At 37.1% G+C, this 24,759-nt stretch carries 39 protein-coding genes; 38 read left to right on the forward strand and 1 reads right to left on the reverse strand.

The features are described from left to right. Positions 1-27: 27 nt before the first annotated feature. Positions 28-1,494, reverse strand: a complete 1,467-nt coding sequence (locus VL047_RS01075) for a glycine--tRNA ligase (RefSeq protein WP_325357640.1) — start codon at positions 1,492-1,494, stop codon at positions 28-30. 323 nt (positions 1,495-1,817) lie between these two features. Here VL047_RS01075 and VL047_RS01080 point away from each other — a divergent pair, with 323 nt between their 5' ends. The 38 genes from VL047_RS01080 to VL047_RS01265 all read left to right on the forward strand — a co-directional run bounded on the left by VL047_RS01080 (position 1,818) and on the right by VL047_RS01265 (position 24,693). Continuing rightward, positions 1,818-4,118: a putative monovalent cation/H+ antiporter subunit A gene (locus VL047_RS01080; protein ID WP_325357642.1), complete on the forward strand. Its 2,301-nt coding sequence runs from the start codon at positions 1,818-1,820 to the stop codon at positions 4,116-4,118. Positions 4,119-4,120: 2 nt separating this feature from the next. Next, positions 4,121-4,531 carry a Na+/H+ antiporter subunit B gene (locus tag VL047_RS01085; RefSeq protein WP_325357644.1) on the forward strand — a complete coding sequence of 137 codons (411 nt, stop codon included), beginning with the start codon at positions 4,121-4,123 and terminating at the stop codon, positions 4,529-4,531. A 7-nt stretch (positions 4,532-4,538) separates the two neighbouring features. Continuing rightward, on the forward strand, positions 4,539-4,892 hold the full coding sequence (locus VL047_RS01090; protein WP_325357646.1) for a Na+/H+ antiporter subunit C: 354 nt from the start codon (positions 4,539-4,541) through the stop codon (positions 4,890-4,892). 35 nt (positions 4,893-4,927) lie between these two features. Next, on the forward strand, positions 4,928-6,421 hold the full coding sequence (locus VL047_RS01095; RefSeq protein WP_325357648.1) for a proton-conducting transporter membrane subunit: 1,494 nt from the start codon (positions 4,928-4,930) through the stop codon (positions 6,419-6,421). Between the two features lie 4 nt (positions 6,422-6,425). Beyond that, on the forward strand, positions 6,426-6,902 hold the full coding sequence (locus tag VL047_RS01100; RefSeq protein WP_325357650.1) for a Na+/H+ antiporter subunit E: 477 nt from the start codon (positions 6,426-6,428) through the stop codon (positions 6,900-6,902). Next, on the forward strand, positions 6,899-7,174 hold the full coding sequence (locus VL047_RS01105) for a monovalent cation/H+ antiporter complex subunit F (RefSeq protein ID WP_325357652.1): 276 nt from the start codon (positions 6,899-6,901) through the stop codon (positions 7,172-7,174). The genes VL047_RS01100 and VL047_RS01105 overlap by 4 nt, the downstream gene beginning before the upstream one ends. Further along, a complete protein-coding gene (gene mnhG, locus VL047_RS01110) occupies positions 7,167-7,538 on the forward strand; it encodes a monovalent cation/H(+) antiporter subunit G (protein ID WP_325357654.1) in 372 nt (123 codons plus the stop codon). Before VL047_RS01105 ends, mnhG begins: the two co-directional genes overlap by 8 nt. An 11-nt stretch (positions 7,539-7,549) precedes the next feature. Next, the gene (locus tag VL047_RS01115) at positions 7,550-8,479 is read left to right on the forward strand and encodes a glycerophosphodiester phosphodiesterase family protein (protein WP_325357656.1); all 930 of its coding nucleotides are present in this window, start codon (positions 7,550-7,552) and stop codon (positions 8,477-8,479) included. 84 nt (positions 8,480-8,563) lie between these two features. Then, positions 8,564-9,688 carry a DNA polymerase III subunit beta gene (gene dnaN / locus VL047_RS01120; RefSeq protein WP_325357658.1) on the forward strand — a complete coding sequence of 375 codons (1,125 nt, stop codon included), beginning with the start codon at positions 8,564-8,566 and terminating at the stop codon, positions 9,686-9,688. A gap of 42 nt (positions 9,689-9,730) precedes the next feature. Beyond that, the gene (locus tag VL047_RS01125) at positions 9,731-10,378 is read left to right on the forward strand and encodes a DedA family protein (RefSeq protein ID WP_325357660.1); all 648 of its coding nucleotides are present in this window, start codon (positions 9,731-9,733) and stop codon (positions 10,376-10,378) included. 141 nt (positions 10,379-10,519) lie between these two features. After that, on the forward strand, positions 10,520-11,134 hold the full coding sequence (rplC, locus tag VL047_RS01130) for a 50S ribosomal protein L3 (RefSeq protein ID WP_325358000.1): 615 nt from the start codon (positions 10,520-10,522) through the stop codon (positions 11,132-11,134). A gap of 4 nt (positions 11,135-11,138) precedes the next feature. Then, a complete protein-coding gene (gene rplD, locus VL047_RS01135; RefSeq protein ID WP_325357662.1) occupies positions 11,139-11,768 on the forward strand; it encodes a 50S ribosomal protein L4 in 630 nt (209 codons plus the stop codon). Between the two features lies 1 nt (position 11,769). Next, complete coding sequence (gene rplW, locus VL047_RS01140) at positions 11,770-12,063, forward strand: 50S ribosomal protein L23 (RefSeq protein ID WP_325357664.1); 294 nt, start codon at positions 11,770-11,772, stop codon at positions 12,061-12,063. A gap of 3 nt (positions 12,064-12,066) precedes the next feature. Then, positions 12,067-12,891, forward strand: a complete 825-nt coding sequence (rplB, locus tag VL047_RS01145) for a 50S ribosomal protein L2 (RefSeq protein WP_325357666.1) — start codon at positions 12,067-12,069, stop codon at positions 12,889-12,891. Continuing rightward, positions 12,891-13,157: a 30S ribosomal protein S19 gene (rpsS, locus tag VL047_RS01150; protein ID WP_132224434.1), complete on the forward strand. Its 267-nt coding sequence runs from the start codon at positions 12,891-12,893 to the stop codon at positions 13,155-13,157. Before rplB ends, rpsS begins: the two co-directional genes overlap by 1 nt. Before the next feature lie 3 nt (positions 13,158-13,160). Continuing rightward, entirely contained in the window at positions 13,161-13,529 is a 369-nt protein-coding gene (gene rplV, locus VL047_RS01155; RefSeq protein WP_325357671.1) for a 50S ribosomal protein L22, read from the forward strand. Positions 13,530-13,533: 4 nt separating this feature from the next. Continuing rightward, a complete protein-coding gene (gene rpsC / locus VL047_RS01160; protein WP_325357673.1) occupies positions 13,534-14,319 on the forward strand; it encodes a 30S ribosomal protein S3 in 786 nt (261 codons plus the stop codon). A 46-nt stretch (positions 14,320-14,365) separates the two neighbouring features. Continuing rightward, positions 14,366-14,788: a 50S ribosomal protein L16 gene (gene rplP, locus VL047_RS01165; RefSeq protein ID WP_132224440.1), complete on the forward strand. Its 423-nt coding sequence runs from the start codon at positions 14,366-14,368 to the stop codon at positions 14,786-14,788. A 92-nt stretch (positions 14,789-14,880) separates the two neighbouring features. Further along, complete coding sequence (gene rpmC / locus VL047_RS01170) at positions 14,881-15,111, forward strand: 50S ribosomal protein L29 (protein ID WP_325357676.1); 231 nt, start codon at positions 14,881-14,883, stop codon at positions 15,109-15,111. A 12-nt stretch (positions 15,112-15,123) separates the two neighbouring features. Further along, on the forward strand, positions 15,124-15,378 hold the full coding sequence (gene rpsQ / locus VL047_RS01175; RefSeq protein ID WP_325357678.1) for a 30S ribosomal protein S17: 255 nt from the start codon (positions 15,124-15,126) through the stop codon (positions 15,376-15,378). Beyond that, positions 15,378-15,746, forward strand: coding sequence for a 50S ribosomal protein L14 (gene rplN / locus VL047_RS01180; RefSeq protein ID WP_132224446.1), 369 nt, complete (start codon positions 15,378-15,380; stop codon positions 15,744-15,746). Before rpsQ ends, rplN begins: the two co-directional genes overlap by 1 nt. A 1-nt stretch (position 15,747) precedes the next feature. After that, positions 15,748-16,089: a 50S ribosomal protein L24 gene (gene rplX / locus VL047_RS01185; RefSeq protein ID WP_325357680.1), complete on the forward strand. Its 342-nt coding sequence runs from the start codon at positions 15,748-15,750 to the stop codon at positions 16,087-16,089. Further along, positions 16,089-16,658, forward strand: coding sequence for a 50S ribosomal protein L5 (rplE, locus tag VL047_RS01190; protein WP_325357682.1), 570 nt, complete (start codon positions 16,089-16,091; stop codon positions 16,656-16,658). Before rplX ends, rplE begins: the two co-directional genes overlap by 1 nt. Continuing rightward, positions 16,651-16,920: a 30S ribosomal protein S14 gene (rpsN, locus tag VL047_RS01195; RefSeq protein WP_325357684.1), complete on the forward strand. Its 270-nt coding sequence runs from the start codon at positions 16,651-16,653 to the stop codon at positions 16,918-16,920. Before rplE ends, rpsN begins: the two co-directional genes overlap by 8 nt. An 85-nt stretch (positions 16,921-17,005) precedes the next feature. Continuing rightward, on the forward strand, positions 17,006-17,404 hold the full coding sequence (rpsH, locus tag VL047_RS01200) for a 30S ribosomal protein S8 (RefSeq protein ID WP_325357686.1): 399 nt from the start codon (positions 17,006-17,008) through the stop codon (positions 17,402-17,404). 15 nt (positions 17,405-17,419) lie between these two features. Then, positions 17,420-17,977 carry a 50S ribosomal protein L6 gene (rplF, locus tag VL047_RS01205; protein ID WP_325357688.1) on the forward strand — a complete coding sequence of 186 codons (558 nt, stop codon included), beginning with the start codon at positions 17,420-17,422 and terminating at the stop codon, positions 17,975-17,977. Then, positions 17,974-18,336, forward strand: a complete 363-nt coding sequence (rplR, locus tag VL047_RS01210) for a 50S ribosomal protein L18 (RefSeq protein ID WP_422652919.1) — start codon at positions 17,974-17,976, stop codon at positions 18,334-18,336. The genes rplF and rplR overlap by 4 nt, the downstream gene beginning before the upstream one ends. Before the next feature lie 26 nt (positions 18,337-18,362). Next, on the forward strand, positions 18,363-18,866 hold the full coding sequence (gene rpsE / locus VL047_RS01215; protein ID WP_325358002.1) for a 30S ribosomal protein S5: 504 nt from the start codon (positions 18,363-18,365) through the stop codon (positions 18,864-18,866). Positions 18,867-18,871: 5 nt separating this feature from the next. After that, entirely contained in the window at positions 18,872-19,051 is a 180-nt protein-coding gene (gene rpmD / locus VL047_RS01220) for a 50S ribosomal protein L30 (protein ID WP_325357692.1), read from the forward strand. 96 nt (positions 19,052-19,147) lie between these two features. Beyond that, positions 19,148-19,594, forward strand: a complete 447-nt coding sequence (gene rplO, locus VL047_RS01225; RefSeq protein WP_325357694.1) for a 50S ribosomal protein L15 — start codon at positions 19,148-19,150, stop codon at positions 19,592-19,594. A 3-nt stretch (positions 19,595-19,597) separates the two neighbouring features. Then, positions 19,598-20,929 (forward strand): preprotein translocase subunit SecY, encoded by a 1,332-nt coding sequence (secY, locus tag VL047_RS01230; protein WP_325357696.1) that lies wholly within the window; start codon positions 19,598-19,600, stop codon positions 20,927-20,929. 5 nt (positions 20,930-20,934) lie between these two features. After that, positions 20,935-21,720: a type I methionyl aminopeptidase gene (gene map, locus VL047_RS01235; RefSeq protein WP_325357698.1), complete on the forward strand. Its 786-nt coding sequence runs from the start codon at positions 20,935-20,937 to the stop codon at positions 21,718-21,720. 72 nt (positions 21,721-21,792) lie between these two features. Next, positions 21,793-22,011: a translation initiation factor IF-1 gene (gene infA, locus VL047_RS01240; RefSeq protein ID WP_132224470.1), complete on the forward strand. Its 219-nt coding sequence runs from the start codon at positions 21,793-21,795 to the stop codon at positions 22,009-22,011. A 15-nt stretch (positions 22,012-22,026) separates the two neighbouring features. Continuing rightward, positions 22,027-22,143: a type B 50S ribosomal protein L36 gene (ykgO, locus tag VL047_RS01245; protein ID WP_132224472.1), complete on the forward strand. Its 117-nt coding sequence runs from the start codon at positions 22,027-22,029 to the stop codon at positions 22,141-22,143. 17 nt (positions 22,144-22,160) lie between these two features. After that, complete coding sequence (gene rpsM, locus VL047_RS01250; protein ID WP_132224474.1) at positions 22,161-22,538, forward strand: 30S ribosomal protein S13; 378 nt, start codon at positions 22,161-22,163, stop codon at positions 22,536-22,538. Between the two features lie 16 nt (positions 22,539-22,554). Beyond that, positions 22,555-22,944: a 30S ribosomal protein S11 gene (gene rpsK / locus VL047_RS01255; RefSeq protein ID WP_132224476.1), complete on the forward strand. Its 390-nt coding sequence runs from the start codon at positions 22,555-22,557 to the stop codon at positions 22,942-22,944. Between the two features lie 63 nt (positions 22,945-23,007). After that, positions 23,008-23,616: a 30S ribosomal protein S4 gene (gene rpsD / locus VL047_RS01260; RefSeq protein WP_325357703.1), complete on the forward strand. Its 609-nt coding sequence runs from the start codon at positions 23,008-23,010 to the stop codon at positions 23,614-23,616. A gap of 84 nt (positions 23,617-23,700) precedes the next feature. Next, positions 23,701-24,693 carry a DNA-directed RNA polymerase subunit alpha gene (locus tag VL047_RS01265; RefSeq protein ID WP_132224480.1) on the forward strand — a complete coding sequence of 331 codons (993 nt, stop codon included), beginning with the start codon at positions 23,701-23,703 and terminating at the stop codon, positions 24,691-24,693. Positions 24,694-24,759 lie beyond the last annotated feature (66 nt).

Below are 24,759 nucleotides of genomic sequence, written 5' to 3' on the forward strand. Positions count from 1 at the left end.
GTTTTTTCGTTCTGAGAGAGAAAGTTTTTAAGCAAATTTCTTCAATAGGCTGTGCCAGCCCGTTGTTTTTTGAAGAATACCATTTATATCATCTAATTTTACACGTTCCTGTTCCATGCTGTCGCGGTGGCGAAGGGTAACTGTATTATCTTCCAGTGTCTGATGATCGATCGTAATACAGATCGGAGTACCAATCGCATCTTGTCTGCGGTAGCGTTTTCCGATAGAATCTTTTTCATCGTATTGGATATTAAAGTCAAGCTTTAATTCATCCATAAGTTCCCTGGCTTTTTCCGGCAAGCCGTCTTTCTTTGTTAAAGGCAGAATTGCTGCTTTAACAGGAGCCAATGCCGGGTGTATATGTAATACGGTACGGCTGTCTTTTTTATCTTCTGTACTTAAATCCTGCTCTTCAAAAGCATTGCACAATACAGTAAGGAACATCCTGTCTAAACCAATCGAAGTTTCGATTACATAAGGAATGTAACTTTGATTGATTTCCGGATCGAAGAACTGCATCTTCTTACCCGAAAATTCTTGGTGTTGTTTTAAATCGAAATCTGTTCTTGAGTGGATTCCTTCAACCTCTTTAAAGCCAAAAGGAAAATCGAATTCAATATCAACTGCAGCATTTGCATAATGCGCCGGCTTAACATGATCGTGGAAACGATATCTGTCAGCATTAGACCCTAGAGCCAAATGCCATTTTAAACGGGCAGCTTTCCATTTTTCATACCATTCCATTTCTGTTCCCGGACGTACGAAGAATTGTAATTCCATTTGCTCGAATTCTCTCATCCGCATAATGAACTGACGGGCGATCACTTCATTTCTGAAAGCTTTCCCGATCTGTGCAATTCCAAAAGGAATTCTCATTCTCCCGCTTTTCTGAACATTTAAAAAGTTAACAAAAATACCCTGAGCCGTTTCCGGACGCAGATACACATCTTCAGCACCTTCTGCTGTAGCACCCATCTTTGTAGAGAACATCAAATTGAACTGACGAACGTCTGTCCAGTTTTTTGTTCCTGAAATAGGGCATACAATCCCATGCTCTTCGATGATGCCTTTTAAACGTGCTAAATCATCGTCTTTAATTGCTTGATCAAGGTCATTTTGCAATTGCGCTGCTTTATCCGTTTTGCCATCTTTTTCATAGCGTGTTATTTTATCCTCGATCAATTGATCTGCACGATAGCGTTTCTTAGAATCTTTATTATCAATCATCGGATCGTTAAAGCCATCGACGTGCCCGGAAGCCTTCCAGATTTTCGGGTGCATAAAGATTGCTGAGTCTATCCCGACAATATTTTCATTTAGTTGTACCATTGATTTCCACCAATAGGTCTTAATATTATTCTTTAATTCGGAACCCAATTGCCCGTAGTCGTAAACTGCACTTAAGCCGTCATAAATTTCGCTTGATGGAAATACAAAGCCGTATTCCTTAGCATGCGATACAACATTTTTTAAAATATCATCAGTTTTGCTCATAATGCGACAAATATAATCTGATTTATGCATATTCATAATAAATCACCCTACAAAATTATATATCCATGCAGTATGGGATATATATTGTACATACCTTGGTTTACACATCTGCATTGTTTCTGCGTTATTCCTACGTTATATCTACGTTTTTTTGGCTAAAACAACGTAGACTCAATGGAGGAAGTACGATATAAGTTTGAAAGAATCTATAAGGAGGGATATTGCTGATTTATTAAATAATATAGGGGCTATAACGCATGGTTTATTATATTTGTTAAGTTACTCAATTTATCGTTTAAATTCCTTAATAATTGCCTTAATTAATGCTATTAGCCATACTATCCGGTTTCCTAATTGCTATTTGTTTGTTATTCCTCGGAAAGCAACTTAAAGGAAATTTACCATTAATCGTTTCTATTTTACCCATCAGTCTTTTTGTTTACTTCTGTACATTTTTACCAGAGATAAGTGAGGGGCAAACTTTCTTTCAGCACACTACATGGATACCTTCCATGGGAATTAATCTTGATTTCAAATTAGATGGTTTGTCGTTGTTGTTTTCTCTGTTAATTACCGGGATAGGATCGTTGGTGTTCTTATATTCTTCGGCTTATTTAAAAAGACATATTTACATCGGGCGGTTTTATGGATACCTCTGTGTTTTTATGGCGTCTATGCTGGGCGTGGTGCTTTCTGATAACTTATTGTTGCTTTTTGTTTTTTGGGAGCTTACTGCAATAAGCTCATTCTTTCTTATTGGTTTTAATAATGATAATGAAGCTTCAAGAAAAAGTTCACTCCTGGCTTGGGCAATAACAGGGGGAGGTGGGTTTTTTCTGATGGCTGGGTTTATTTTAATAGGAAGTATTTCGGGAACTTATTCGGTACAGGAGATGTTATCTTCGAGCGAGTTGTTGAAAAATCATTCTTTATATGCACTGATGCTTTTTCTGATTTTTGCAGGCGCCTTTACAAAATCGGCACAGTTTCCTTTCCATTTTTGGCTTCCCGGTGCTATGAAAGCACCTACACCAGTGTCGGCATATTTGCATTCTGCAACGATGGTAAAAGCTGGTATCTATCTTATTGCCCGGTTTACACCTATTTTAGGAAACCATCCTTATTGGAATAATACGCTATTGGTAGTAGGGGGTGTTACAATGGTTTATGGGGCTTTTCACTCCATATTTCGAGTTGACCTGAAAGGTATTTTAGCCTATTCTACTATTTCTGCTCTGGGTATTCTTGTATTTTTGCTCGGAATTGGCACTCATGATGCATTGCTTGCTGCATCTGTTTTTATACTTGTTCATGCATTTTATAAAGCTGGCTTGTTTTTAATTGCCGGGGTAATTGATCATGAAACAGGAACCCGGGATGTTACTCAGCTGGCGGGTTTACGGAAAGTAATGGCTCCTTTAGCTATAGCTGGTGGTTTAGCTGCACTTTCAAGTGCCGGTATTCCGCTTACATTGAGTTTCGTTAGTAAGGACCTGATTTATGAAGCTACTTTGAGTAGTGGAAACAGTGCCTTGTTGTTTACTTTGATAGCCATTTTAACCAATATATTTTTATCCTATTCGGGATATCTGGCAGGAATAAAGCCTTTCACAGGAGCTTTACCAGATAAGTTTCGTAAGGTTCATTTGCCATCGGGCTTTATGTGGTTTCCTCCTCTTTTTCTTGGTTTGGGAGGACTGTTGTTCGGGCTATTTCCTTCTTTGTTAGATAAGTCTTTGATTCAGCCTGTACTCCATGCTATGGGTTCGAGCGATGTTGTGGTGTCATTAAAACTATGGCATGGTTTGAATACAGTTCTGATGTTAAGTGCTATTACAATTGTATGCGGTATTATTCTGTATTTAATTTTTAAACCCTCATTAAAAGGTTTAATAGCAATCGGAAAATTAGATTCTTTTGCCCCTCAAGCTATTTTTATGTCTCTGGCAAGAGGAATAAAGTTTATCGCTAGGCGATATACAAAGTTTATGCATGATGGTTTTTTAAGATCCTACCTCACCAAGATCATTTTCTTTTTGGTTTGTTTGATAGGCTATTACCTTGTAAAGAATGTAGATATTCAATGGTATACAGATAAGCATACCCCAATTAGTATTTACGAAGCTATTGTGTTTTCAATAATGATACTGGCAATTTTTACGATTGTATTTTCCGCCTCCCGGTTTATTGCTATCATTTCACTTAGCGTGATGGGTTTTTGCATGTGTTTGTTTTTTGTTTACTATGGTGCTCCCGATTTGGCGATGACTCAATTTTCGATTGATACTTTAACGACTGTGTTATTTGTTCTGGTATTGCTCAAGCTACCACCATATCTTAAAATAAAGGATAAAGCAGCACAGATAAGAGACGGATTTCTCGCAGGATCATTCGGTGTATTGATATCTATCATTGCGTTGCAGGTATTAAATGAGCCTACTAATAAGAATATCAGTAGGTTTTATGCAGATAATGCCTATCTATTGGGTAAAGGGAAAAACGTAGTGAATGTTATTTTGGTTGATTTTAGAGGATACGATACTCTTGTTGAAATTACTGTACTTACTATTGCCGCTATTGGTGTTTATAGTATGCTTAAGATTCAATCATCAGAAATAGAATAGATATGAAGATTATATTATTGAAAACTGCCGCAAATTACTTATTACCTCTATTGTTGCTTTTTTCTGTATTTATATTGTTAAGAGGGCATTATGAACCGGGTGGTGGTTTTGTGGGTGGTCTGATAGCTTCGATTGCCTTTATACTGCATTCATTGGCTAATGGTTTGGACCGTACCAAAGCTCTTTTAAAATATTCTCCATTTTATTTTATTCCGTTTGGACTTAGTATTGCAATTCTAAGCGGACTTGCTCCTATGCTTATTGGCGATCCGTTTATGACCGTATTGTGGTTTGAGAATCCGATGCCTGTTATAGGTTTAATAGGTTCGGCTTTGTTTTTTGATATAGGTGTTTATCTGGTCGTAATTGGAGTTACATTAACGATCTTATTTACAATCTCTGAAAGTGTTTAGATAAATTATGGAATTATTGTTTGTTATATTAATCGGGATACTATATAGTGCAGGTATTTACCTAATGCTTCGGCGAAGTATGGTAAAGTTATTAGTCGGTTTGCTTTTGTTAGGCAACGGGGCGAATTTGCTTATTTTTTTATTGGGCGACCTTATAAAAGGTAACCCGCCTGTTATTCCTCCAGATTCAAGTGTTTTTACTGCAGTCTATGCAGATCCAATTCCTCAGTCTCTGATTTTAACGGCCATTGTTATTAGCTTTGGATTACAGTCTTTTGCTATTATTTTATTGAAGAAGGTTCATCTGGCAACGGGCTCAGATAATTTAGATGATCTTAATACACACGATTTAGATATATGACGAGTAATTTTATTATTCTACCCTTGTTATTACATATGGCAACAGCCATTGTATTAATGTTTTTATGGAAGAGAATAACTGCCCAGCGAATTATTAGCGTCGTATCAAATGTAATAATCCTGATTGTTGGTGTTCTGTTATTTACTCAAACCTGGAAAACGGGAATTATTACCATGCAAGCTGGAAACTGGCCTGCTCCTTTTGGGATTACTTTTGTAGCCGATGTATTTAGTAGTACCATGGTTTTGTTTACTGCTATTTCTGCATTGGCGGTAAGCATATATTCTACTGTAGGGATTAATCGCGCAAGAATGAAATACGGTTACTTCCCGATTTTTCATTTTCTGTTCATGGGATTGAATGGGGCTTTTTTGACGGGCGACGTCTTTAATCTGTATGTATGGTTCGAAATTGTAATCATTTCGTCGTTTGTTTTAATGACTTTGGGTGGTAGGAAGCCACAAATGGAAAGTGCTATAAAATATGTAGCGATGAATATGCTGGCATCGGTTATTTTCTTAACAGCCATCGCAATTCTCTATGGGCTTACAGGAAGTTTGAACATGGCTGATTTATCACTGAAAATTGCCAAAATAGAAAACAGAGCTTTGGTTAATGTTACCGGTTTGTTGTTTTTTATAGGATTTGGTATAAAGTCAGCAGTCTTTCCTTTATACTATTGGCTGCCTTCTTCCTATCATACACCTCCTTCTGCAATTGCTGCCATTTTTGGAGGTTTGCTTACCAAGGTTGGTATTTATGCCTTATTCCGGTTTTTTACATTGATTTTTATTCCAAATGAATTTATTACAACTGCGTTTTCGTTGATAGCTGTGGCTACACTGATAACAGGTGCTTTGGGATGCTTGATAAAGCGCGATATGCGAAGAATGTTTTCTTATTTGATTGTCTGTCATATCGGATTTATGATAGCGGGGCTGGGATTGTTTACGGAGGTAGCGTTAGCAGGGGCTTTATTTTATCTTTTTCATGATATTATCGTTAAAACGAATTTGTTTTTAGTGAGCGGTATTATTTATCGGATTAAAGGAACGATGGATATGCCTAAATTGGGCGGCTTGTATGCTGAATACCCAAGATTAAGCCTTATGATGGCTATTGTCTTTTTCTCTTTGGTAGGTATTCCACCTTTGTCGGGCTTCTGGCCTAAAATAAATTTATTTCAGGCTGGTTTTTTTGCGGGCGATTATCTTTTAATAGCTGCTTTGATTATAGCAAGTTTTGTGACTCTATATGTGATTGCGAAAATGTGGACAGAGGTTTTCTGGAAAACAGAACCTTCTTTAAGTCCGGATGAGAAGGCTTATATTGATGGCTTTACTATTTTAAAGCCTTTTAGTAAATTATTACTGGTATTTCCGGTAATAATGCTCATGCTGGTATCTTTATATATCGGTTTTGGAGCAGAGAACATAATGTCAATCTCTAAACATATTGCTGCACAGATGATGGATACTTCTCCTTATATTAAAGCAGTTTTAGGAAATGAGGCATTAAATATACAGTAAGGCTATGCTAAAACAGTTTTTGATTAACATCTTACTTACCTTCGTTTGGGTTGCGCTTACCGGCGATTTCGAATTGGGTAATTATACTTTTGGGTTTTTGCTGAGTTACTTCATTTTGCGCAGTACTGCAGTTAAAGATGGAGGAGTAAGCTATTTTAATCGGATACCCAAGATAATAGGTTTTCTGTTTTTCTTTTTATATGAGATGCTGAAAGCGAATTTACAGGTTGCCTATGACGTTATTACTCCAAGATTCTTTATGAAGCCCGGAATTGTTAAATTCCCACTTTCGGCCAAAACAGACCTTGAAATTACATTATTGGCAAATTGTATTTCCCTAACTCCGGGAACATTAATTATTGCTGTGAGCGATGATCGTAAAGCAATTTTTGTTCATGTAATGTATTTGGAAGATAGGGATAAGTTTATAGAGGAAGTGAAAAATGGATTGGAAAAAAGGTTACTAGAAGTATTACGATGAGTCTATATGATTTTTTATCTTACGTTATAATGCCTGCATTAAGTATTGCTACTTTATTGGTGTTTTATAGGTTTATTATAGGACCGAATGTAATGGATAGGGTTGTAGCTCTTGAATTGCTTATTTCGATAGGTATCGCATCCATTACCATTTTTAGTATCGTGAGTGATAATGCTACTTTTCTTGATGTAGCAATGATTCTGGCTCTGATAGCTTTTTTGGGTACGGTAGCCTATTCTTATTATATTGAAAAAAAGGAAAAAAATGAATGATGTATTGATAATGATATTTAGTGGCTTAGGTGTATTATTTATTTTAATTGCCTCTATTGGTATTGTAAGAATGCCGGATTTCTTTCTGCGTCTTTCGGTTACCGTAAAAGCAACTACTTTGGGGGTTGGTTTTATTTTGTTAAGTACAGTGATTTATTTTGGAGAGCTATCTGTTACAACCAAGGCTTTGGCAATTGTTCTTTTTCTTTTATTAACCTCGCCGGTTGGAGCTCAATTAATAGGCCGGGTTTCATACTTTACTGGTACAAAGCTTTGGAAGAACTCTGTACTGGATGAACTGAAAGGAAAGTACAATGAGAAAACACATGTTTTGGGCAGTGAGGATGAGGAGAATAAAAATTAAAAATTAATTCCATGAGACTTTTATCAAGATTGACATTGATTTTGTTGGTTATGGGCTCTTGCACCATGACCGGGTCTTTTACGTCCTTATCAACCGATAAAACAAATATTGAACTAAAGACTCTCGATAATTTATATCAATTTCTGACGCACTCAGATAATAGGATTCCATTAATTAGCGCACATCGGGGAGGACCAGAACCAGGCTATCCGGAAAATGCGATCGAAACCTTTGAAAAGTCGGCCCAAAGGCAACCATTAATTATTGAGTGTGATGTTGCCCTTAGTAAAGACTCCGTTTTAGTACTAATGCATGATGACAAGCTGGATCGGACAAGCGATGGTAGAGGTTCTGTTGGAGATTATACCTTTAAGGAGCTTCAGGATTTTAGATTGAAGGATAATGATGGTCAATTGACTTCCTATAAGATTCCAAGTTTGGAAGCAGCTTTGGAATGGGGGGCAGGAAAGGTGGTTTATACTTTAGATATAAAGAGAAATGTTCCTTATGAACTGGTTGTTGATTTAATTCGTAAGAAGAAGGCGGCTCCTTATGCAATTCTTATAACTTATTCGGCTACACAGGCTGCCAAGGTTCATAGGCTGGCTCCGGAGATGATGATATCCGCCTCTATTGCTAAGCCGGAAGACCTGATACGATTAAATGATTACGGTGTGCCTGATAACCGCTTAGTTGCTTTTGTGGGAACAAGTGAAGCTCAACCGGAGACTTATCAGTTTTTACATGAGCACGGCATTCTATGTATTTTGGGAACAATGGGTAATTTGGATGCTCAGGCAGAAGCGAGAGGAGATGTGCTCTATTTTGATATGATAGATCGGGGTGCAGATATTTTATCAACTGATCGGCCGGTGGAAGCGGGGATTCAACTTCAGAAATACCGTGTAGATAATCGTTTAAGTTCTGAATTTATTAAGTGATACTTGTTTATTGGAAGGGCTTTTTTTAAAATCCTTTCTTAAATAATCGCAATTTTGCTTATCATTGTGCTATAAATATTTTCTATGAGATTCATCGTATCTACCTCAGTTTTATTAAAGCAGTTACAGGCCGTTAATGGTGCATCAAGCAGTAGTACAGTGTTGCCTATTCTTGAGAATTTCCTGTTTGAGATCAAAGATGGTATCCTGACGATCTCTGCAACAGACTTGCAAACAAGTATGGTTACTTTCTTACAGGTTGAATCTAAGGAAGAAGGTAAAATTGCGGTTCCGTCTAAAATACTTTTGGATACATTAAAGACTCTACCTGACCAGCCGATTGCTTTTACGGTAGATCCGGCGACTTCGGCTATTGAAATTAGCGCAGGCGATGGTAAGTATAAATTGACAGGAGAGAGTGCGGATGATTTTCCGAAGATACCGGTAGTTGAGAATGCTTCTTCCGTATCAATAGCAGCTTCTGTTTTAGCTGAATCAATTAATAAAACAATATTTGCGGTAAGTAATGATGAATTAAGACCTGCAATGACAGGCGTTTATTGTCATCTGACGCCCAAAAGTACAACCTTTGTAGGCACTGATGCTCATAAATTAGTTAGGTATCGGAGAACGGATGTGCGTTCTGAGACAGAAGCTTCTTTGATCTTACCGAAAAAGGCTTTGTCTTTATTAAAGGCTTCTCTTCCTTCAGAAGATGTTACGGTTTCTATTGAGTATAATGCTACCAGTGCTTTCTTTAAGTTCGGCAATATTAATTTGATCTGCCGTTTAATTGATGAACGTTACCCAGATTATGAAGCCGTTATTCCAACATTAAATCCAAATAAATTATCTATTGATCGTGTATTATTTTTAAACTCATTACGCAGAGTGGTGATTTATGCTAATAAGACAACTCATCAGGTACGATTAAAAATTGCTGGTAGCGAATTGAATATTTCATCGGAAGATCTGGATTTCTCGAACGAGGCTCATGAACGTTTAAGCTGTCAGTTTGAAGGAGAAGATATGGAGATTGGGTTTAATGCTAAATTTCTGATTGAAATGCTTAACAATTTAGATTGTGAGGAAGTGCAGTTGGAAATGAGTACATCAAATCGTGCTGGTCTGCTAACACCTTCCGTTTCAGAGGAGAACGAAGATGTATTGATGTTGGTTATGCCGGTTATGCTAAATAACCAGGGTTAATAGAAGACCTTCTAGTACGTTCTTTCTTATATCTTATATAAAGTGGAAATAATTCAAACGCTTATAGATTTTGTTCTTCATATTGATGAACATCTTGTTGATATTGTAAACTCCTATCAAACCTGGACTTACCTTATTCTTTTTTTGATTGTTTTTGCTGAAACGGGATTTGTGGTGACTCCCTTTTTGCCAGGCGATTCTTTGTTGTTTGCAACTGGTGCAATCATTGCAAAACCGGAGACTGATTTGAATATTTTTGTGATGTGGGCTATTTTTGTCAGTGCAGGCTTTTTAGGCGACTGGTTGAATTATCATATCGGAGAATATTTCGGTCCGAAGGCCTTTAGTGGTAAAATTAAATTCCTGAAAAAGGAGTATTTAGATAAGACTCAGGCCTTCTATGATAAGCACGGTGGGAAAACGATAATCTATGCTCGTTTTATTCCTATAGTACGCACTTTTGCGCCTTTCGTTGCCGGTGTAGGAACGATGAGTTATGCCAGGTTTGCTTCTTATAATATAATAGGTGCCTTGTTGTGGGTAACAAGCTTTTTGTTTTTAGGTTATTTCTTTGGTGGCCTGCCTATTATCAAAGATAATTTCACGGTCGTTATTTTCGCTATTATTATTCTTTCTATTATTCCCCCTATTATTGAGGTTTTTCGAAACAGGAAGAAAGACCATAAATAATCTCTCAAAATAGCTGAAAAATTTTCTCTAAGTATTTGATACTTATTGTAATTTTTCTATCTTTGCCGTCCCTTAGGGAATTACTATGTCTTGAGCGAAGCCCTACTGCTTCGATGGACACAAACAGAAATTAAAAGAAAAATGTCAGGAATTATTGGAAAAAAAGTAGGAATGACCAGCATTTTCGACGAACAAGGACGGAATATTCCTTGTACGGTTATCGAAGCTGGCCCGTGCGTGGTAACGCAGATACGCACGGAAGAAAAAGATGGCTATGCTGCTGTTCAAATTGCTTTCGACGAAAAGAAAGAAAAGAACACAACGGCCTCTTTGAAAGGGCACTTTGCTAAAGCAAATACAACGCCTAAGCGTAAATTAGTTGAATTTGGAACGTTCCCCGATGAGAAAGCTTTGGGTGATGTTGTTACTGTATCAATTTTCTCAGAAGGAGATTTTATTGATGTAGTTGGAACATCAAAAGGAAAAGGTTTCCAAGGTGTTGTTAAACGCCATGGATTTGCCGGTTCTGCTCAAACTCATGGTCAGAAAAGCCGTTTACGTGCTCCAGGGTCAGTAGGTGCTGCATCTTGGCCTTCGCGTGTATTTAAAGGTATGAGAATGGCTGGTCGTATGGGTGGTGATCGTGTTAAGGTTCAGAACTTACAAATACTTAAGGTTTATGAAGACAAAAACCTTATTGTAGTTAGTGGTTCTATTCCGGGAGCGAAAGGTTCTTACGTAATCGTAGATAAATAAGAAGATGGAAGTTAAAGTTTTAAACATATCAGGTAAAGAAACAGGTGCCAAGGTGCAACTTCCTGAAGCAATATTTGGTGTTGAGCCTAACGATCATGCTATTTATTTAGATGTTAAGCAATATCTTGCGAATCAAAGACAAGGTACTCATAAGTCTAAACAACGTAATGAAATAGCTGGTTCAACCCGTAAATTACACAAACAAAAAGGTACTGGTGGTGCTCGTGCTGGTAGTATTAAATCACCTTTATTTAATGGTGGAGGTCGTATCTTCGGTCCGCAACCACGTGATTACAGCTTCAAACTTAACAAGAAATTGAAAGTTGTAGCTCGTAAATCTGCATTAAGCTATAAGGCTAAGGATAGTAATATTTTAATTTTGGACGAAGTTGCTTTCGACTCAGTTAAAACTAAGAACTATGCTAAAATGATTGCTGACTTAAACGTTTCTAACGAAAAAACCTTAATGGTTTTACCGGCAATTAATAACAACGTTTATTTATCCAGCAGAAACCTTAAAAAAGTAAAAGTTATTACTGCCGCTGAATTGAACACATATGATGTTCTTAATGCAGGTAAATTATTACTTACGTTGGATTCTGTTAAAATTTTGGAGGAGGCATTGGCCAAGTAAGATGGAAATATTAAAGAAACCAATACTAACAGAGAAAGCATCTACTTTAACAGAAAAGTTAAATCGTTACGCTTTTCAAGTAGATCATAGAGCAAACAAGTTGCAAATTAAAGCCGCTGTTGAAAAAATGTTTGGCGTTCAGGTTAAATCGGTAAACACTTCGGTTGTTACTGGTAAGATGAAATCTCGTCAAACAAAAACAGGGATTGCATCTGGCCGCGTTGCAAAATATAAAAAGGCTATCATCACTTTAAATGATGGCGATATTATTGACTTTTACAGTACTATACAATAAAACATGGCAGTTAAAAGATTCAAACCGGTAACACCTGGTACTCGCTTTAGAGTGGGCGCTGACTATTCTGGAGTTACAACAAATGTTCCTGAAAAATCATTAGTTGTGAAAATCAAGAAGTCAGGTGGAAGAAATAATTCCGGTAAAATGACTATGCGTAATCTCGGTGGGGGACATAAAAGATCATACCGATTGATAGATTTTAAACGCGATAAAAAAGATATCCCCGCTACAGTTGCTACAATAGAATATGATCCAAACCGTTCTGCACGTATTGCATTATTGCATTATGCAGATGGTGAGAAGCGTTACATTATCGCTCCTGAAGGATTAGCTGTAGGACAAGTTATTATCTCTGGCGATGAAGTTGCTCCTGAAATAGGAAATACTTTACCTTTGAAGAAGATTCCTTTAGGTTCTATTATTCATAACATTGAATTGAACCCTGGACAAGGTGGTACGATAGCACGTAGTGCTGGTACTTATGCACAATTATCTGCTCGTGATGGTAAATATGCAATTATCAAATTGCCTTCAGGAGAAACGAGAATGATTTTAGCTACTTGCTTAGCTACTTTAGGTTCGGTATCGAATCATGAGAGAGCAAATCAGGTTATGGGTAAAGCTGGTGCTAAACGTTGGTTAGGCCGTCGTCCTCGCGTTCGTGGTGTTGCTATGAACCCTGTGGATCACCCTATGGGAGGTGGTGAAGGAAGGACATCTGGAGGTCACCCACGTTCAAGAAACGGTATATTAGCTAAAGGCTTTAAAACACGTGATAAGAAAAAAGTATCGAATCGTTACATCATTGAGAGAAGGAAGAAATAATGGCACGTTCAATTAAAAAAGGTCCTTATATAGACCATAACTTAGAGAGAAAAGTTCTTTCTATGAATGAAACCAGCAAGAAATCAGTAGTTAAGACTTGGTCGCGCAGATCAATGATTTCACCAGATTTTGTTGGCCATACCTTCGCGGTACATAACGGTAATAAATTTATTCCGGTTTACGTTACGGAAAACATGGTTGGCCATAAATTAGGAGAATTTGCCCCAACCAGAACATTTAGGGGTCACTCTGAAAAGAAAAGATAAGCAATGGAAGCAGTAGCAAAATTAAATAATTGCCCTACGTCGCCACGCAAAATGCGTTTAGTAGTAGATTTAATCCGTGGTCAGCGCGTGGAGAAGGCACTATACATTTTAAAGTATACGAATAAAGAAGCCGCAATTCGAGTTGAGAAACTTTTATTATCGGCTATTAAGAACTGGGAGTCGAAAAATGAAGGTCAACGTCCTGAAGAAAGTGAATTGTTTGTAAAAACAATCTCTGTTGATGGAGGCCGTCAATTGAAAAGATTGAGACCAGCACCACAAGGTCGTGGTTACCGTATTCGTAAACGTTCAAACCACGTTACAGTAGTTGTAGATAGTAGTAAGAACTTGGTAGAAGCACAAACTAATTAAGGAAATGGGACAAAAAGCACATCCAATAGGTAACAGATTAGGAATCATCAAAGGTTGGGATTCTAACTGGTTCGGTGGCAACAACTACTCCGATAAATTAGTTGAAGATGAAAAAATAAGAAAGTATCTTTCTGTTCGTATTGCTAAAGGTGGCGTTTCGAAAATTGTTATCGAACGTACATTGAAACGCATTACCGTTACAATTCATACTGCTCGTCCGGGTATTGTGATTGGTAAAGGTGGACAAGAGGTTGATAAGATTAAAGAAGAATTAAAGAAGATCACTAAGAAAGACGTTCAAATCAATATTTTTGAAATTAAACGTCCTGAATTAGATGCTCAACTTGTTGCAGAAGGTGTAGCGAAACAGCTTGAGGCTCGTATTTCTTTCCGTAGAGCTATGAAAACTTCAATCGCCTCTACCATGAGAATGGGTGCAGAAGGTATTAAAATTATGTGTTCTGGTCGTTTAGGCGGTGCTGAAATGGCGCGTACAGAACAATATAAAGAAGGTAGAATTCCTTTGCATACTTTCCGTGCTGATATTGATTATGCTTTAGCAGAAGCTCATACTACCTATGGAAAAATAGGAGTTAAAGTTTGGATCTGTAAAGGTGAAGTATACGGTAAACGTGATCTATCTCCTAACATCGGTCAAACAAGCGGTCCTAAAGGTCGTGCTCCTGAAGGTGGTAGCGGAAATGCTGATCGTCGTCGTGGTGGAAATGATCGTCGTGGTGGTGGACATGGTGGACAAAACCGTGGTGGTGCAGGTAGAGGAAGAAATTAATTTTTAACAATATTCTCCGTTTAATACGGAATTAAATAATACGAACATGTTACAGCCAAAAAGAACAAAGTTCAGAAAAATGCAGAAGGGACGTATGAAAGGTAATGCAGGCCGTGGTGCTGAGTTAGCTTTTGGTTCATTCGGTATTAAATCTTTAGAACCTGCTTGGATTACCAGCCGTCAAATAGAGGCTGCACGTATTGCCGTTACACGTTTTATGAAACGTGAAGGACAAGTATGGATTCGTGTATTCCCTGATAAACCAGTTACCAAAAAACCTGCAGAGGTTCGTATGGGTAAGGGTAAGGGTGCACCAGAATACTGGGTTGCTGTTGTACGCCCAGGCCGTATGTTATTTGAAGCTGAAGGTGTTTCTTTAGAAGTTGCTAAAGAAGCTTTACGCCTTGCTGCTCAAAAGCTACCGGTTCAAACTAAGTTTGTTATACGTAGAGATTACGTTGAAGCATAAACATTGGCAGGTTTTTTTGTTTAAATTGCCTAGCCGTTACCGGGCAATTGTATCTAAAACAAAAAATGAGCTGAGATTAACTGAAATATAAAATGAAAAATTCAGAAATTTTAAATCTGACAACTGAAGAGATTGTAGATCAAATCACAGAAGAGAGAACTACACTCAGCAAATTAAAATTTGCTCATGCTGTTTCTGCTATTGAGAATCCTAACCGGATTAAATATGCACGTAAAGCAATTGCACGTTTACAAACAGAATTAACAAATCGTAAATTGGCAGGTGCTTCTACAGAAGGTGAAACAGCCACTGAAGCTCAATAATTTAAAATCCAAATGGAAAGAAAGTTAAGAAAAACAAGAATTGGTTTGGTGGTAAGTGACAAGATGGACAAGTCTATTGTTGTGGCTGTTGAACGTAAAGTAAAACACCCAATGTATGGTAAGTTCGTTAAGACTACTACTAAATTCAAAGCTCATGATGAGTCTAATACCTGCGGTATCGGCGACAAGGTATTAATTATGGAAACACGTCCTTTGAGTAAAACAAAGAACTGGAGATTGGTAGAAATTTTAGAAAAGGCTAAATAATGGTACAACAGGAATCAAGATTAAATGTTGCCGACAATAGCGGAGCTAAAGAAGTTTTAGTGATCCGTGTATTAGGAGGTACCGGTAAGCGTTATGCGTCTATTGGCGATAAAATTGTTGTGAGCGTTAAGAGTGCAATCCCTTCTGGTAATATAAAGAAAGGTACAGTTTCTAAAGCTGTCGTAGTTAGAACGAAAAAAGAAATTCGTCGTAAGGATGGTTCTTATATCCGTTTTGATGATAATGCTGCAGTATTGTTAAACAATCAAAATGAACCACGTGGAACGCGTATATTTGGCCCTGTTGCCAGAGAATTACGTGAAAAGCAGTTCATGAAAATTATTTCATTAGCACCGGAGGTATTATAAAATGGGAAAGATACAAATAGCACAACCAAAATTGAAGATCCGCAAAGGTGATTTGGTACAAGTTATCGCTGGTAATTCAAAAGGGATACAAGGTAAAGTTCTAGAAGTAAATGTAAAAACCAGCCGCGTTACAGTGGAAGGTGCGAGCATTGTTTCTAAACATACAAAACCTAATGCCACAAACCCAAACGGTGGAATTGTTAAACAAGAAGCTCCAATACACATCTCTAACGTTGCGTTTGTAGATCCTAAATCAGGAAAACCTACACGCATTGGACGGGTGAGAAATAGCGAAGATAAACTCGTTCGTGTAGCTAAAAAATCAGGGGAGGAAATTAAGTAATGAGTAACGTACCTCGGTTAAAAACCAAATATAACGAAGAGATTCGTACAGCACTGAAAGAGAAATTTCAGTATAAAAGTGTAATGCAAGTTCCTAAATTGGAAAAGATTTCAATTAATCAAGGTGTCGGTGGTGCTACTACTGATAAGAAATTAATTGAAAGTGCTATCAATGAAATGACAACCATTACAGGTCAGCAAGCAGTTTCAACCAGATCTAAGAAAGACGTTTCTAACTTTAAGTTACGTAAAGGAATGCCAGTTGGTGTTCGTGTTACGCTTCGTGATGCTAAAATGTATGAGTTTTTAGATCGTTTAATTGCAGTTGCACTACCTCGTATTCGTGATTTTAGAGGAATTAATGATAAAGGATTTGATGGTCATGGTAATTATACCTTGGGTGTTACTGAGCAAATCATTTTTCCTGAAATAAACATTGATAAAATCAATAAAATTACGGGTATGGATATTACTTTTGTAACTACAGCTAAAAACGATGTTGAAGCTTTGGAGTTATTAAAGCAATTTGGATTACCTTTCAAAAATCAAAATCAAAATACTAATGGCTAAAGAAGGAATTAAAGCTCGTGGTGTAAAACGTGAGAAATTAGTCGCCAAATTCGCTGAGAAGCGTGCTGCATTAAAAGCAGCAGGTGATTATGAGGCTTTAGATAAATTACCTAAAAATGCTTCACCTGTTCGTTTACACAATCGTTGTAAATTAACTGGACGTCCTAAAGGATATATGCGCCAATTTGGTATTTCACGGGTTACTTTCCGTGAGATGGCCTTAGCTGGTAAGATCCCGGGAGTGAGAAAGGCAAGCTGGTAGGTTTAATACCAATAAGCAAATAAATTTAACCGATAAAAGGTCTGAGACTATGTTGGTCCGGAAACCATTATCATAATTATATAAAATGAATACAGATCCAATAGCAGATTACCTTACACGAGTAAGGAATGCCATGAAGGCCAACCACAGGGTTGTAGAAATTCCTGCATCAAACCTTAAAAAAGAAATAACGAAGGTTCTTTTTGATAAGGGTTACATTACGAACTATAAGTTTGAAGACGAAACAGCTCAAGGAACAATTAAGATTGCCTTGAAGTATCATCCGATTACTAAAGTTCCTGCTATTCGCACGCTGAGCCGTGTGAGTAAACCTGGTTTAAGAAAATATGCAGGTGTAGATAATATTCCACGTGTTTTGAACGGCTTGGGCATCGCAATTTTGTCAACTTCTAAAGGAGTGATGACAGATAAAGAAGCTCGTCTGCAAAATATCGGTGGAGAAGTTTTATGTTACGTATATTAATCAGGAGAAAACACGATGTCAAGAATTGGAAAAGCGCCAATCGCTATCCCAGCCGGAGTAACCATAACTATTTCTGATAAGAACTTAGTTACAGTTAAGGGGCCAAAGGGAGAATTAAGTCAACAAGTTGATTCTGCTATAACTTTCTCTCAAGAAAATGATGAGTTAATAGTTAAGCGTGCAACTGAACAAAAATCACATAAATCTCTTCACGGTTTATACCGTTCTTTAGTTGCCAATATGGTAACAGGAGTTACAGAAGGATTTAAAACAACACAGGAACTAGTGGGTGTTGGTTACCGTGCTTCAAATCAAGGAAATACTTTGGATTTAGTATTGGGTTTCTCACATCATATTGTGTTTGTTTTACCGAAAGAAGTTAAAGTTACTACTGCTTCTGAAAAAGGTAAAAACCCAATAATTACATTAGAATCTATCGACAAACAACTTATCGGACAAGTAGCAGCGAAAATCCGTGAACTACGTGCTCCTGAGCCTTACAAAGGAAAAGGTATTAAGTTTGTGGGTGAAGAGTTAAGAAGAAAAGCAGGTAAATCAGCAGCTAAAAAATAATCATCATGGCAGGAAAAAAATTATCTCGCAGAGAGCGAATCAAAAGAGGGATTAGAAAACGCCTATCAGGTTCAACCGAACGTCCTCGTCTGTCTGTTTATAGAAGCAATAAAGGCATCTATGCACAGGTCATCGATGATATTAATGGTAAAACACTGGTTGCAGCATCCTCTTTATCTAAAGATTTCAGTGGATCAGGCAATAAAATAGAGCAATCTAAAGCGATTGGAAAAATTATCGCAGAGAAGGCTATCGCCGCTGGAATTAATAATGTAGTTTTTGATCGTAACGGATATCTATATCATGGCAGAGTTAAGTCTTTGGCTGAAGGTGCTCGTGAAGGCGGTCTGAATTTTTAATAAGAAGAGAGATGTCAACAAGTAGTATAAAGAGAGTAAAATCAAGCGATATTGAATTAAAGGATCGCTTAGTAAGTATTCAACGCGTTGCCAAGGTAACCAAAGGTGGACGTACATTTAGCTTTTCAGCAATTGTTGTTGTAGGTGATGAAAATGGCGTTGTTGGTTTTGGTTTAGGTAAGGCTAAAGAAGTTACTGAAGCTATCGCAAAAGGTATCGATGATGCAAAAAAGAATTTAATTAAAGTTCCTATTATTAAGGGAACTGTACCACATAGCCAGAATGGTAAATATTCTGGAGGTAGAGTTTTAATTAAACCTGCTGTTAGTGGTACGGGTGTTCTTGCAGGTGGTGCTATGCGTGCTGTTTTAGAGAGCGCTGGTATTACTGATGTATTAGCAAAGTCAACAGGATCTTCTAATCCACATAACGTGGTTAAAGCAACGATTGATGCTTTAGTTAAAATGCGTGATGCTTTTACAGTAGCGCAACAACGTGGTGTTGAATTAAGTAAGGTTTTTAACGGATAATCATCATGGCAAAAATTAAAATCACACAGATTAAGAGCATAATTGATAGAAGTGAGCGTCAAAAAAGAACAATGCAGGCATTAGGTTTGAGAAAGATCAACCATTCTGTTGAAGTTGAAGCTACACCTTCTATAATTGGAATGGTTAGAAAAGTTAACCATTTAGTAGCTCTAGAGAGTTTATAATATTGTAGGGTTTTCTGAATAGGATAACCCTGCATTTTACGTTAATCTTTATGCCTGTACAGTGAAAGCGAAGGCATAAACAACAAAGTTATTACAATGGATTTAAGTAACTTAAAACCTGCAGTAGGTTCAATTAAAGCTAAAAAACGTATTGGTCGTGGTACCGGTTCTGGTCGTGGTGGTACATCTACCCGCGGTCATAAAGGAGCTCAATCTCGTTCTGGTCACAGTAGTAAGGTTGGTTTCGAAGGTGGACAGATGCCACTTCAACGTCGTGTACCTAAATTTGGTTTCAAGAATATCAATCGTGTTGAATACGCAAGTGTTAACTTAGATGTTATTCAAGCTTTAGCAGATAAATTTAATTTGACTGCAATTGATTTTGATATCTTGAAAGAACATGGTCTTGTTTCAAAGAATGATCTTGTAAAGGTACTTGGTCGTGGTGAGGTAAGCTCAAAATTAGAAATTAAAGCTCATGCTTTTTCTGCTTCGGCTCAGAAAGCTATTGAATCCGCTGGTGGATCGATCGTTAAACTTTAGTAAATGAAGAAGCTGATCTCAACATTAACGAATATTTGGAAGATTGAAGATTTAAGGACGCGTATTTTGAATACGCTTCTTTTTCTTTTAATTTATCGTATTGGTTCGCATATTGTATTGCCTGGTGTTAATCCCGCCGCTTTGGATCAAGAAGCGAAAGAAGGTTTACTAGGTTTGTTAAACATGTTTGCTGGAGGCTCTTTTTCACGTTCTGCAATTTTTGCATTAGGGGTTATGCCCTATATTTCTGCCTCGATTGTTATTCAATTGCTAGGTATCGCTGTTCCATATTTCCAAAAATTACAGAAAGAAGGGGAGAGCGGAACCAAGAAAATGACGCAAATTACGCGTTATTTGACCTTAGTAATTACTCTGCTTCAATCAGTAGCATATATTCGCTCTCAGATTAGCCCAGAGGCTATCATGATGGCTGAACCATTATTTACTGTTCTTTCTACTATCATTCTAACTTCAGGAACGATGTTCGTAATGTGGTTAGGCGAGAAAATTACGGATAAAGGTATCGGTAACGGTATCTCACTAATTATTATGGTGGGTATTATTGCTCAATTGCCAGGTGGGTTGATTCAGGAGTGGGCTTCTCGCATGGGAGGAAACGGTGGTCCGATTCCATTTATCTTGGAAATGGTTGCTTTGTTTGCAGTTGTGGTATTTACCATTTTAATTGTACAAGGTGTTCGTAAAATTCCTGTTCAATATGCGAAGAGAATTGTTGGTAATAAACAATATGGTGGTGTTCGTCAATATATTCCTTTAAAAGTGAATACATCTGGTGTTATGCCTATCATCTTTGCTCAGGCAATTATGTTTGTTCCAATGACGATCCCTCAATTTTTCCCCAATCTTCAATCAAGTTTTATTACCTCGTTAAGTGATTATACTTCGGTTGCTTATAATGTTACGTTTGCATTCCTAATTATAGGATTCACGTTCTTTTACACAGCTATCATGGTCAATCCTCAACAAATGGCTGATGATATGAAAAAGAATGGTGGTTTTATACCAGGTATTAAACCAGGGATTGCAACCAGCGGATATATTGATGGAGTGTTATCGAAGATCACATTGCCAGGATCGGTGTTCTTAGCAATTATTGCTATCTTTCCTGCTATTGCTACCCTATTGGGTGTAAATAGCCAATTTGCACATTTCTATGGTGGAACATCGTTACTTATTTTGGTAGGGGTTGTTTTGGATACATTGCAGCAAATTGAAAGTCACTTATTGATGCGTCATTATGATGGACTGATGAAAACAGGCCGCATGAAAGGACGTACTGCAGTAAGTAGCAGTACTGCAAGTTCGCCTATATAATCATTATGTCAAAGGTAATCTTTAAGACCAAAGAGCAGATTGAACTGATTCGACAAAGTTGTGACTTGTTATCGAGGACGCTAGGTGAATTGGCAAAAGAAATAAAGCCTGGTGTACGTACAATTGATCTAGATAAATTAGCATTTGAATTTATCCAGGATCATGGAGGTACACCAGCATTTTTGAATTACAGTGGCTTTCCTTATTCCTTATGTATTTCAATGAACGATCAAATTGTTCATGGTTTTCCAAGTGATTATGTTCTTAAAGATGGTGATATTATATCAGTAGACGGTGGAGTTACCTTAAATGGATATATTAGTGATTCTGCCTATACATTTGCAGTTGGTGAGGTAAGTGAAGAGATTAAGAATTTGCTGAATGTAACAAAAGAATCTTTAAGATTAGGGATTGAGCAAGCGGTATCAGGAAAACGTGTGGGCGATATTTCTTTTGCAATACAGAATTATATTGATCAATATGGTTATGGCATAGTAAAGGAATTAGTTGGACATGGAGTAGGGGTAGAATTGCATGAAAAGCCAGAGGTTCCGAATTATGGAAGACGCGGCATGGGTCCAAAACTGGTGGAAGGTATGGTAATTGCAATTGAGCCAATGGTCAACTTGGGAAAATCTGGTGTTAAATTCTGGGATGATGGTTGGACGGTTAGTACCATTGATGGTAAAATTTCTGCCCATTATGAGCATACAGTGGCTATTTCAAAGGGAAAACCTGATATTTTAACAAGTTTTTCTTATATCGAAGATATTTTAAATGAAAAGCATTGATATTAAATTATTTTATTAGTATTTTTGCAACCCTGTTTGTATTGGGTATTAACAGATAATAATCAGTATTATATGGCTAAACAAGCCTCGATTGAACAAGACGGAATTATTAGAGAAGCATTATCAAATGCTATGTTTCGTGTTGAGTTAGAAAATGGACATGAAATCGTTGCCCATATTTCTGGCAAAATGCGGATGCATTATATTAAAATTTTACCGGGTGACCGCGTGAAATTGGAAATGTCTCCTTATGATTTGACAAAAGGTAGAATAACCTATAGGTATAAATAAAAAAATCAATTTAAGATGAAAGTTAGAGCATCCATAAAAAAACGTAGCGCCGATTGCAAAATCATTCGTCGTAATGGTAAATTGTATGTAATCAATAAAAAGAACCCTAGATTTAAACAAAGACAGGGATAATAATATTAAATTAATATATGGCAAGGATAGCAGGTATAGATTTACCGAAAAACAAAAGAGGAGAAATCGGACTAACTTACATTTATGGTATTGGTCGTTCAACTGCACAACGTATTTTGAATGAAGCTGGTATTAGCTATGATGTGAAAGTTGAAGAATGGACCGATGATCAATTAGCGACTATACGTACGCTTATTAATGATGAAATTAAAGTTGAGGGAGCTCTACGTTCAGAAGTTCAGTTGAACATAAAGCGCTTAATGGATATTGGCTGTTACCGTGGCCTTCGTCATCGTAAAGGTTTGCCAGTTCGTGGACAACGTACTAAGAATAACTCACGTACACGTAAAGGAAAACGTAAGACTGTTGCAAACAAGAAAAAAGCTACTAAATAATAATTGACAAGATATAATGGCTAAGAGTAAAAAAGTAACCAAAAAGCGTCTTGTAACAATTGAGCCTGTAGGTCAGGCACATATAAGCGCTACATTTAATAATATCATTGTTACTTTAACTAACAATCAAGGTCAACCTATTTCCTGGTCATCATCAGGTAAGATGGGTTTCAGAGGTTCTAAAAAGAACACACCTTATGCAGCTGGACAAGCAGCAGCAGATTGTGGTAAAGTTGCGTATGATTTAGGTTTACGTAAAGTTGAAGTATTTGTAAAGGGTCCAGGTTCAGGTCGTGAATCTGCAATCCGTACTTTACAAATTGCAGGGATTGAAGTAACGTCTATTCGTGACATTACACCACTTCCACACAATGGATGTCGTCCTCCTAAAAGAAGAAGAGTTTAATTAAATTATTTTAAAGCTAAGATTCTCTCGCTTAAGGCGAGAAGATACTTTAAAAACAACAACATGGCTAGATACATCGGACCAAAGTCCAAAATTGCACGTCGTTTCAGAGAACCTATTTTTGGTCCTGATAAGGTTTTAGATCGTAAGAATTACCCACCAGGGCAACACGGTAACGCCAGACGTCGGGGTAAACAATCTGAGTACGCAACTCAATTGTTAGAAAAACAAAAAGCAAAATATACTTACGGTGTATTAGAGCGTCAATTCGCCAACTTATTTACTAAGGCAGCTTCGAAAGAAGGAATTACTGGTGAAGAGTTACTTAAATTGTTAGAGGCTCGTTTAGATAATACAGTTTACCGTTTAGGAATTGCACCTACACGTTCAGCAGCTCGCCAATTAGTTGGTCACAAGCATGTAACTGTAAACGGTGAAGTAGTGAATATTCCTTCATATAGCCTTCGTCCTGGTGATGTTGTTGCTGTGAGAGAACGTTCAAAATCACTAGAGGCTATCACGAATTCTGTTGCTGGAAAGCAAATCAATAAGTTTTCATGGTTAGAGTGGGAGTCGAAAGAACTTACTGGTAAGTTTTTGAATTTCCCTAGCCGTGATGAGATTCCTGAGAATATCAAGGAAAACTTAATCGTCGAGTTATACTCTAAATAATCTTTTTAGCGAAAAAAGCATATACTTTAGGTATTATGCTTTTTCGTTTGATATAATCATTTCAACAACATTAAATAGAAATAAATGGCAATCTTAGCATTTCAAAAACCGGATAAAGTTATCATGCAGAAATCGACTGATTTTGATGGTCAATTTGAATTTCGTCCGTTAGAACCAGGATTTGGTATAACCATAGGTAATGCTTTACGTCGTATTTTGCTTTCTTCATTAGAAGGGTATGCAATTACTGCCACACGGTTTTCCGGAGTTTCCCACGAGTTTTCTACCATTAAAGGTGTTGTAGAGGATGTAACGGAAATTATTCTTAATTTGAAACAAGTACGTTTCAAGAAAACCGGTGAATTAGGTGATACAGAGAAGATTTTTATCGTTATTAATGGACAAGAACAATTTAAAGCAGGTGATATCACTAAGTTCTCATCTAACTTTACAGTTTTGAATCCAGATTTAGTAATCTGTAATCTTGATAATAATATTCCTTTAGAAGTTGAAATAACAGTGAGTAAAGGAAGAGGATATGTTAATGCTGAAGAAAACAAGGTTGCAGATTCTGCACTTGGTGTAATCGCCATTGACTCAATCTTTACACCTATTATTAATGTAAAGTATACAATTGAAAATTTCCGGGTTGAGCAAAAAACTGACTACGAGAAATTGCTTTTAGATATTTCTACCGATGGATCTATTCATCCTGAAGATGCATTGAAAGAAGCCGCTAAGATTTTGATTCATCACTTTATGCTTTTCTCTGATGAGAACATCTTATTAGAATCTCAAGCTAAGGAAGAGACAAAAGAAGTAGATGAAGAAATTCTGCATATGCGTAAAGTATTAAAAACTGAATTGGTAGATCTTGATCTTTCAGTTCGTGCGTTGAATTGTCTTAAGGCTGCTGATATACGTACATTAGCTGAATTGATTTCTTACGATGTTGCTGACATGTTAAAATTCAGAAACTTCGGTAAAAAATCATTGACTGAAATTCAAGAATTAGTAAAATCAAAAGGCTTGTCTTTCGGGATGAATCTAAATAAATTTAAATTAGACGAAGACTAGTTCTTCAATTAGTAAGCGACCTGCTGCATAATTCCCTCCTAATAATTAGTCGAGACGGTATGCACA

This window comes from Albibacterium sp., assembly GCF_035514885.1.
Lineage (GTDB): Bacteria > Bacteroidota > Bacteroidia > Sphingobacteriales > Sphingobacteriaceae > Albibacterium.

Bases quoted from the DNA above. Each gene is read 5' to 3' on its own strand.
- ykgO (WP_132224472.1), top strand. From the start codon at position 22,027: ATGAAAGTTAGAGCATCCATAAAAAAACGTAGCGCCGATTGCAAAATC.
- VL047_RS01095 (WP_325357648.1), top strand. From the start codon at position 4,928: ATGGCAACAGCCATTGTATTAATGTTTTTATGGAAGAGAATAACTGCC.
- rplW (WP_325357664.1), top strand. From the start codon at position 11,770: ATGGAAATATTAAAGAAACCAATACTAACAGAGAAAGCATCTACTTTA.
- rplE (WP_325357682.1), top strand. From the start codon at position 16,089: ATGAGTAACGTACCTCGGTTAAAAACCAAATATAACGAAGAGATTCGT.
- rplD (WP_325357662.1), top strand. From the start codon at position 11,139: ATGGAAGTTAAAGTTTTAAACATATCAGGTAAAGAAACAGGTGCCAAG.
- VL047_RS01115 (WP_325357656.1), top strand. From the start codon at position 7,550: ATGAGACTTTTATCAAGATTGACATTGATTTTGTTGGTTATGGGCTCT.
- rplV (WP_325357671.1), top strand. From the start codon at position 13,161: ATGGAAGCAGTAGCAAAATTAAATAATTGCCCTACGTCGCCACGCAAA.
- rpsS (WP_132224434.1), top strand. From the start codon at position 12,891: ATGGCACGTTCAATTAAAAAAGGTCCTTATATAGACCATAACTTAGAG.
- rpsK (WP_132224476.1), top strand. From the start codon at position 22,555: ATGGCTAAGAGTAAAAAAGTAACCAAAAAGCGTCTTGTAACAATTGAG.
- VL047_RS01105 (WP_325357652.1), top strand. From the start codon at position 6,899: ATGAGTCTATATGATTTTTTATCTTACGTTATAATGCCTGCATTAAGT.
- rplB (WP_325357666.1), top strand. From the start codon at position 12,067: ATGGCAGTTAAAAGATTCAAACCGGTAACACCTGGTACTCGCTTTAGA.
- rplO (WP_325357694.1), top strand. From the start codon at position 19,148: ATGGATTTAAGTAACTTAAAACCTGCAGTAGGTTCAATTAAAGCTAAA.
- rplP (WP_132224440.1), top strand. From the start codon at position 14,366: ATGTTACAGCCAAAAAGAACAAAGTTCAGAAAAATGCAGAAGGGACGT.
- rpsC (WP_325357673.1), top strand. From the start codon at position 13,534: ATGGGACAAAAAGCACATCCAATAGGTAACAGATTAGGAATCATCAAA.
- rplN (WP_132224446.1), top strand. From the start codon at position 15,378: ATGGTACAACAGGAATCAAGATTAAATGTTGCCGACAATAGCGGAGCT.
- rplX (WP_325357680.1), top strand. From the start codon at position 15,748: ATGGGAAAGATACAAATAGCACAACCAAAATTGAAGATCCGCAAAGGT.
- rplF (WP_325357688.1), top strand. From the start codon at position 17,420: ATGTCAAGAATTGGAAAAGCGCCAATCGCTATCCCAGCCGGAGTAACC.
- map (WP_325357698.1), top strand. From the start codon at position 20,935: ATGTCAAAGGTAATCTTTAAGACCAAAGAGCAGATTGAACTGATTCGA.
- mnhG (WP_325357654.1), top strand. From the start codon at position 7,167: ATGAATGATGTATTGATAATGATATTTAGTGGCTTAGGTGTATTATTT.
- VL047_RS01080 (WP_325357642.1), top strand. From the start codon at position 1,818: ATGCTATTAGCCATACTATCCGGTTTCCTAATTGCTATTTGTTTGTTA.
- rplC (WP_325358000.1), top strand. From the start codon at position 10,520: ATGTCAGGAATTATTGGAAAAAAAGTAGGAATGACCAGCATTTTCGAC.
- VL047_RS01085 (WP_325357644.1), top strand. From the start codon at position 4,121: ATGAAGATTATATTATTGAAAACTGCCGCAAATTACTTATTACCTCTA.
- dnaN (WP_325357658.1), top strand. From the start codon at position 8,564: ATGAGATTCATCGTATCTACCTCAGTTTTATTAAAGCAGTTACAGGCC.
- VL047_RS01100 (WP_325357650.1), top strand. From the start codon at position 6,426: ATGCTAAAACAGTTTTTGATTAACATCTTACTTACCTTCGTTTGGGTT.
- VL047_RS01075 (WP_325357640.1), bottom strand. From the start codon at position 1,494: ATGAGCAAAACTGATGATATTTTAAAAAATGTTGTATCGCATGCTAAG.
- rpsM (WP_132224474.1), top strand. From the start codon at position 22,161: ATGGCAAGGATAGCAGGTATAGATTTACCGAAAAACAAAAGAGGAGAA.
- rpsH (WP_325357686.1), top strand. From the start codon at position 17,006: ATGAATACAGATCCAATAGCAGATTACCTTACACGAGTAAGGAATGCC.
- secY (WP_325357696.1), top strand. From the start codon at position 19,598: ATGAAGAAGCTGATCTCAACATTAACGAATATTTGGAAGATTGAAGAT.
- VL047_RS01090 (WP_325357646.1), top strand. From the start codon at position 4,539: ATGGAATTATTGTTTGTTATATTAATCGGGATACTATATAGTGCAGGT.
- rpsQ (WP_325357678.1), top strand. From the start codon at position 15,124: ATGGAAAGAAAGTTAAGAAAAACAAGAATTGGTTTGGTGGTAAGTGAC.
- infA (WP_132224470.1), top strand. From the start codon at position 21,793: ATGGCTAAACAAGCCTCGATTGAACAAGACGGAATTATTAGAGAAGCA.
- VL047_RS01265 (WP_132224480.1), top strand. From the start codon at position 23,701: ATGGCAATCTTAGCATTTCAAAAACCGGATAAAGTTATCATGCAGAAA.
- rpmD (WP_325357692.1), top strand. From the start codon at position 18,872: ATGGCAAAAATTAAAATCACACAGATTAAGAGCATAATTGATAGAAGT.
- rpmC (WP_325357676.1), top strand. From the start codon at position 14,881: ATGAAAAATTCAGAAATTTTAAATCTGACAACTGAAGAGATTGTAGAT.
- rpsN (WP_325357684.1), top strand. From the start codon at position 16,651: ATGGCTAAAGAAGGAATTAAAGCTCGTGGTGTAAAACGTGAGAAATTA.
- rpsD (WP_325357703.1), top strand. From the start codon at position 23,008: ATGGCTAGATACATCGGACCAAAGTCCAAAATTGCACGTCGTTTCAGA.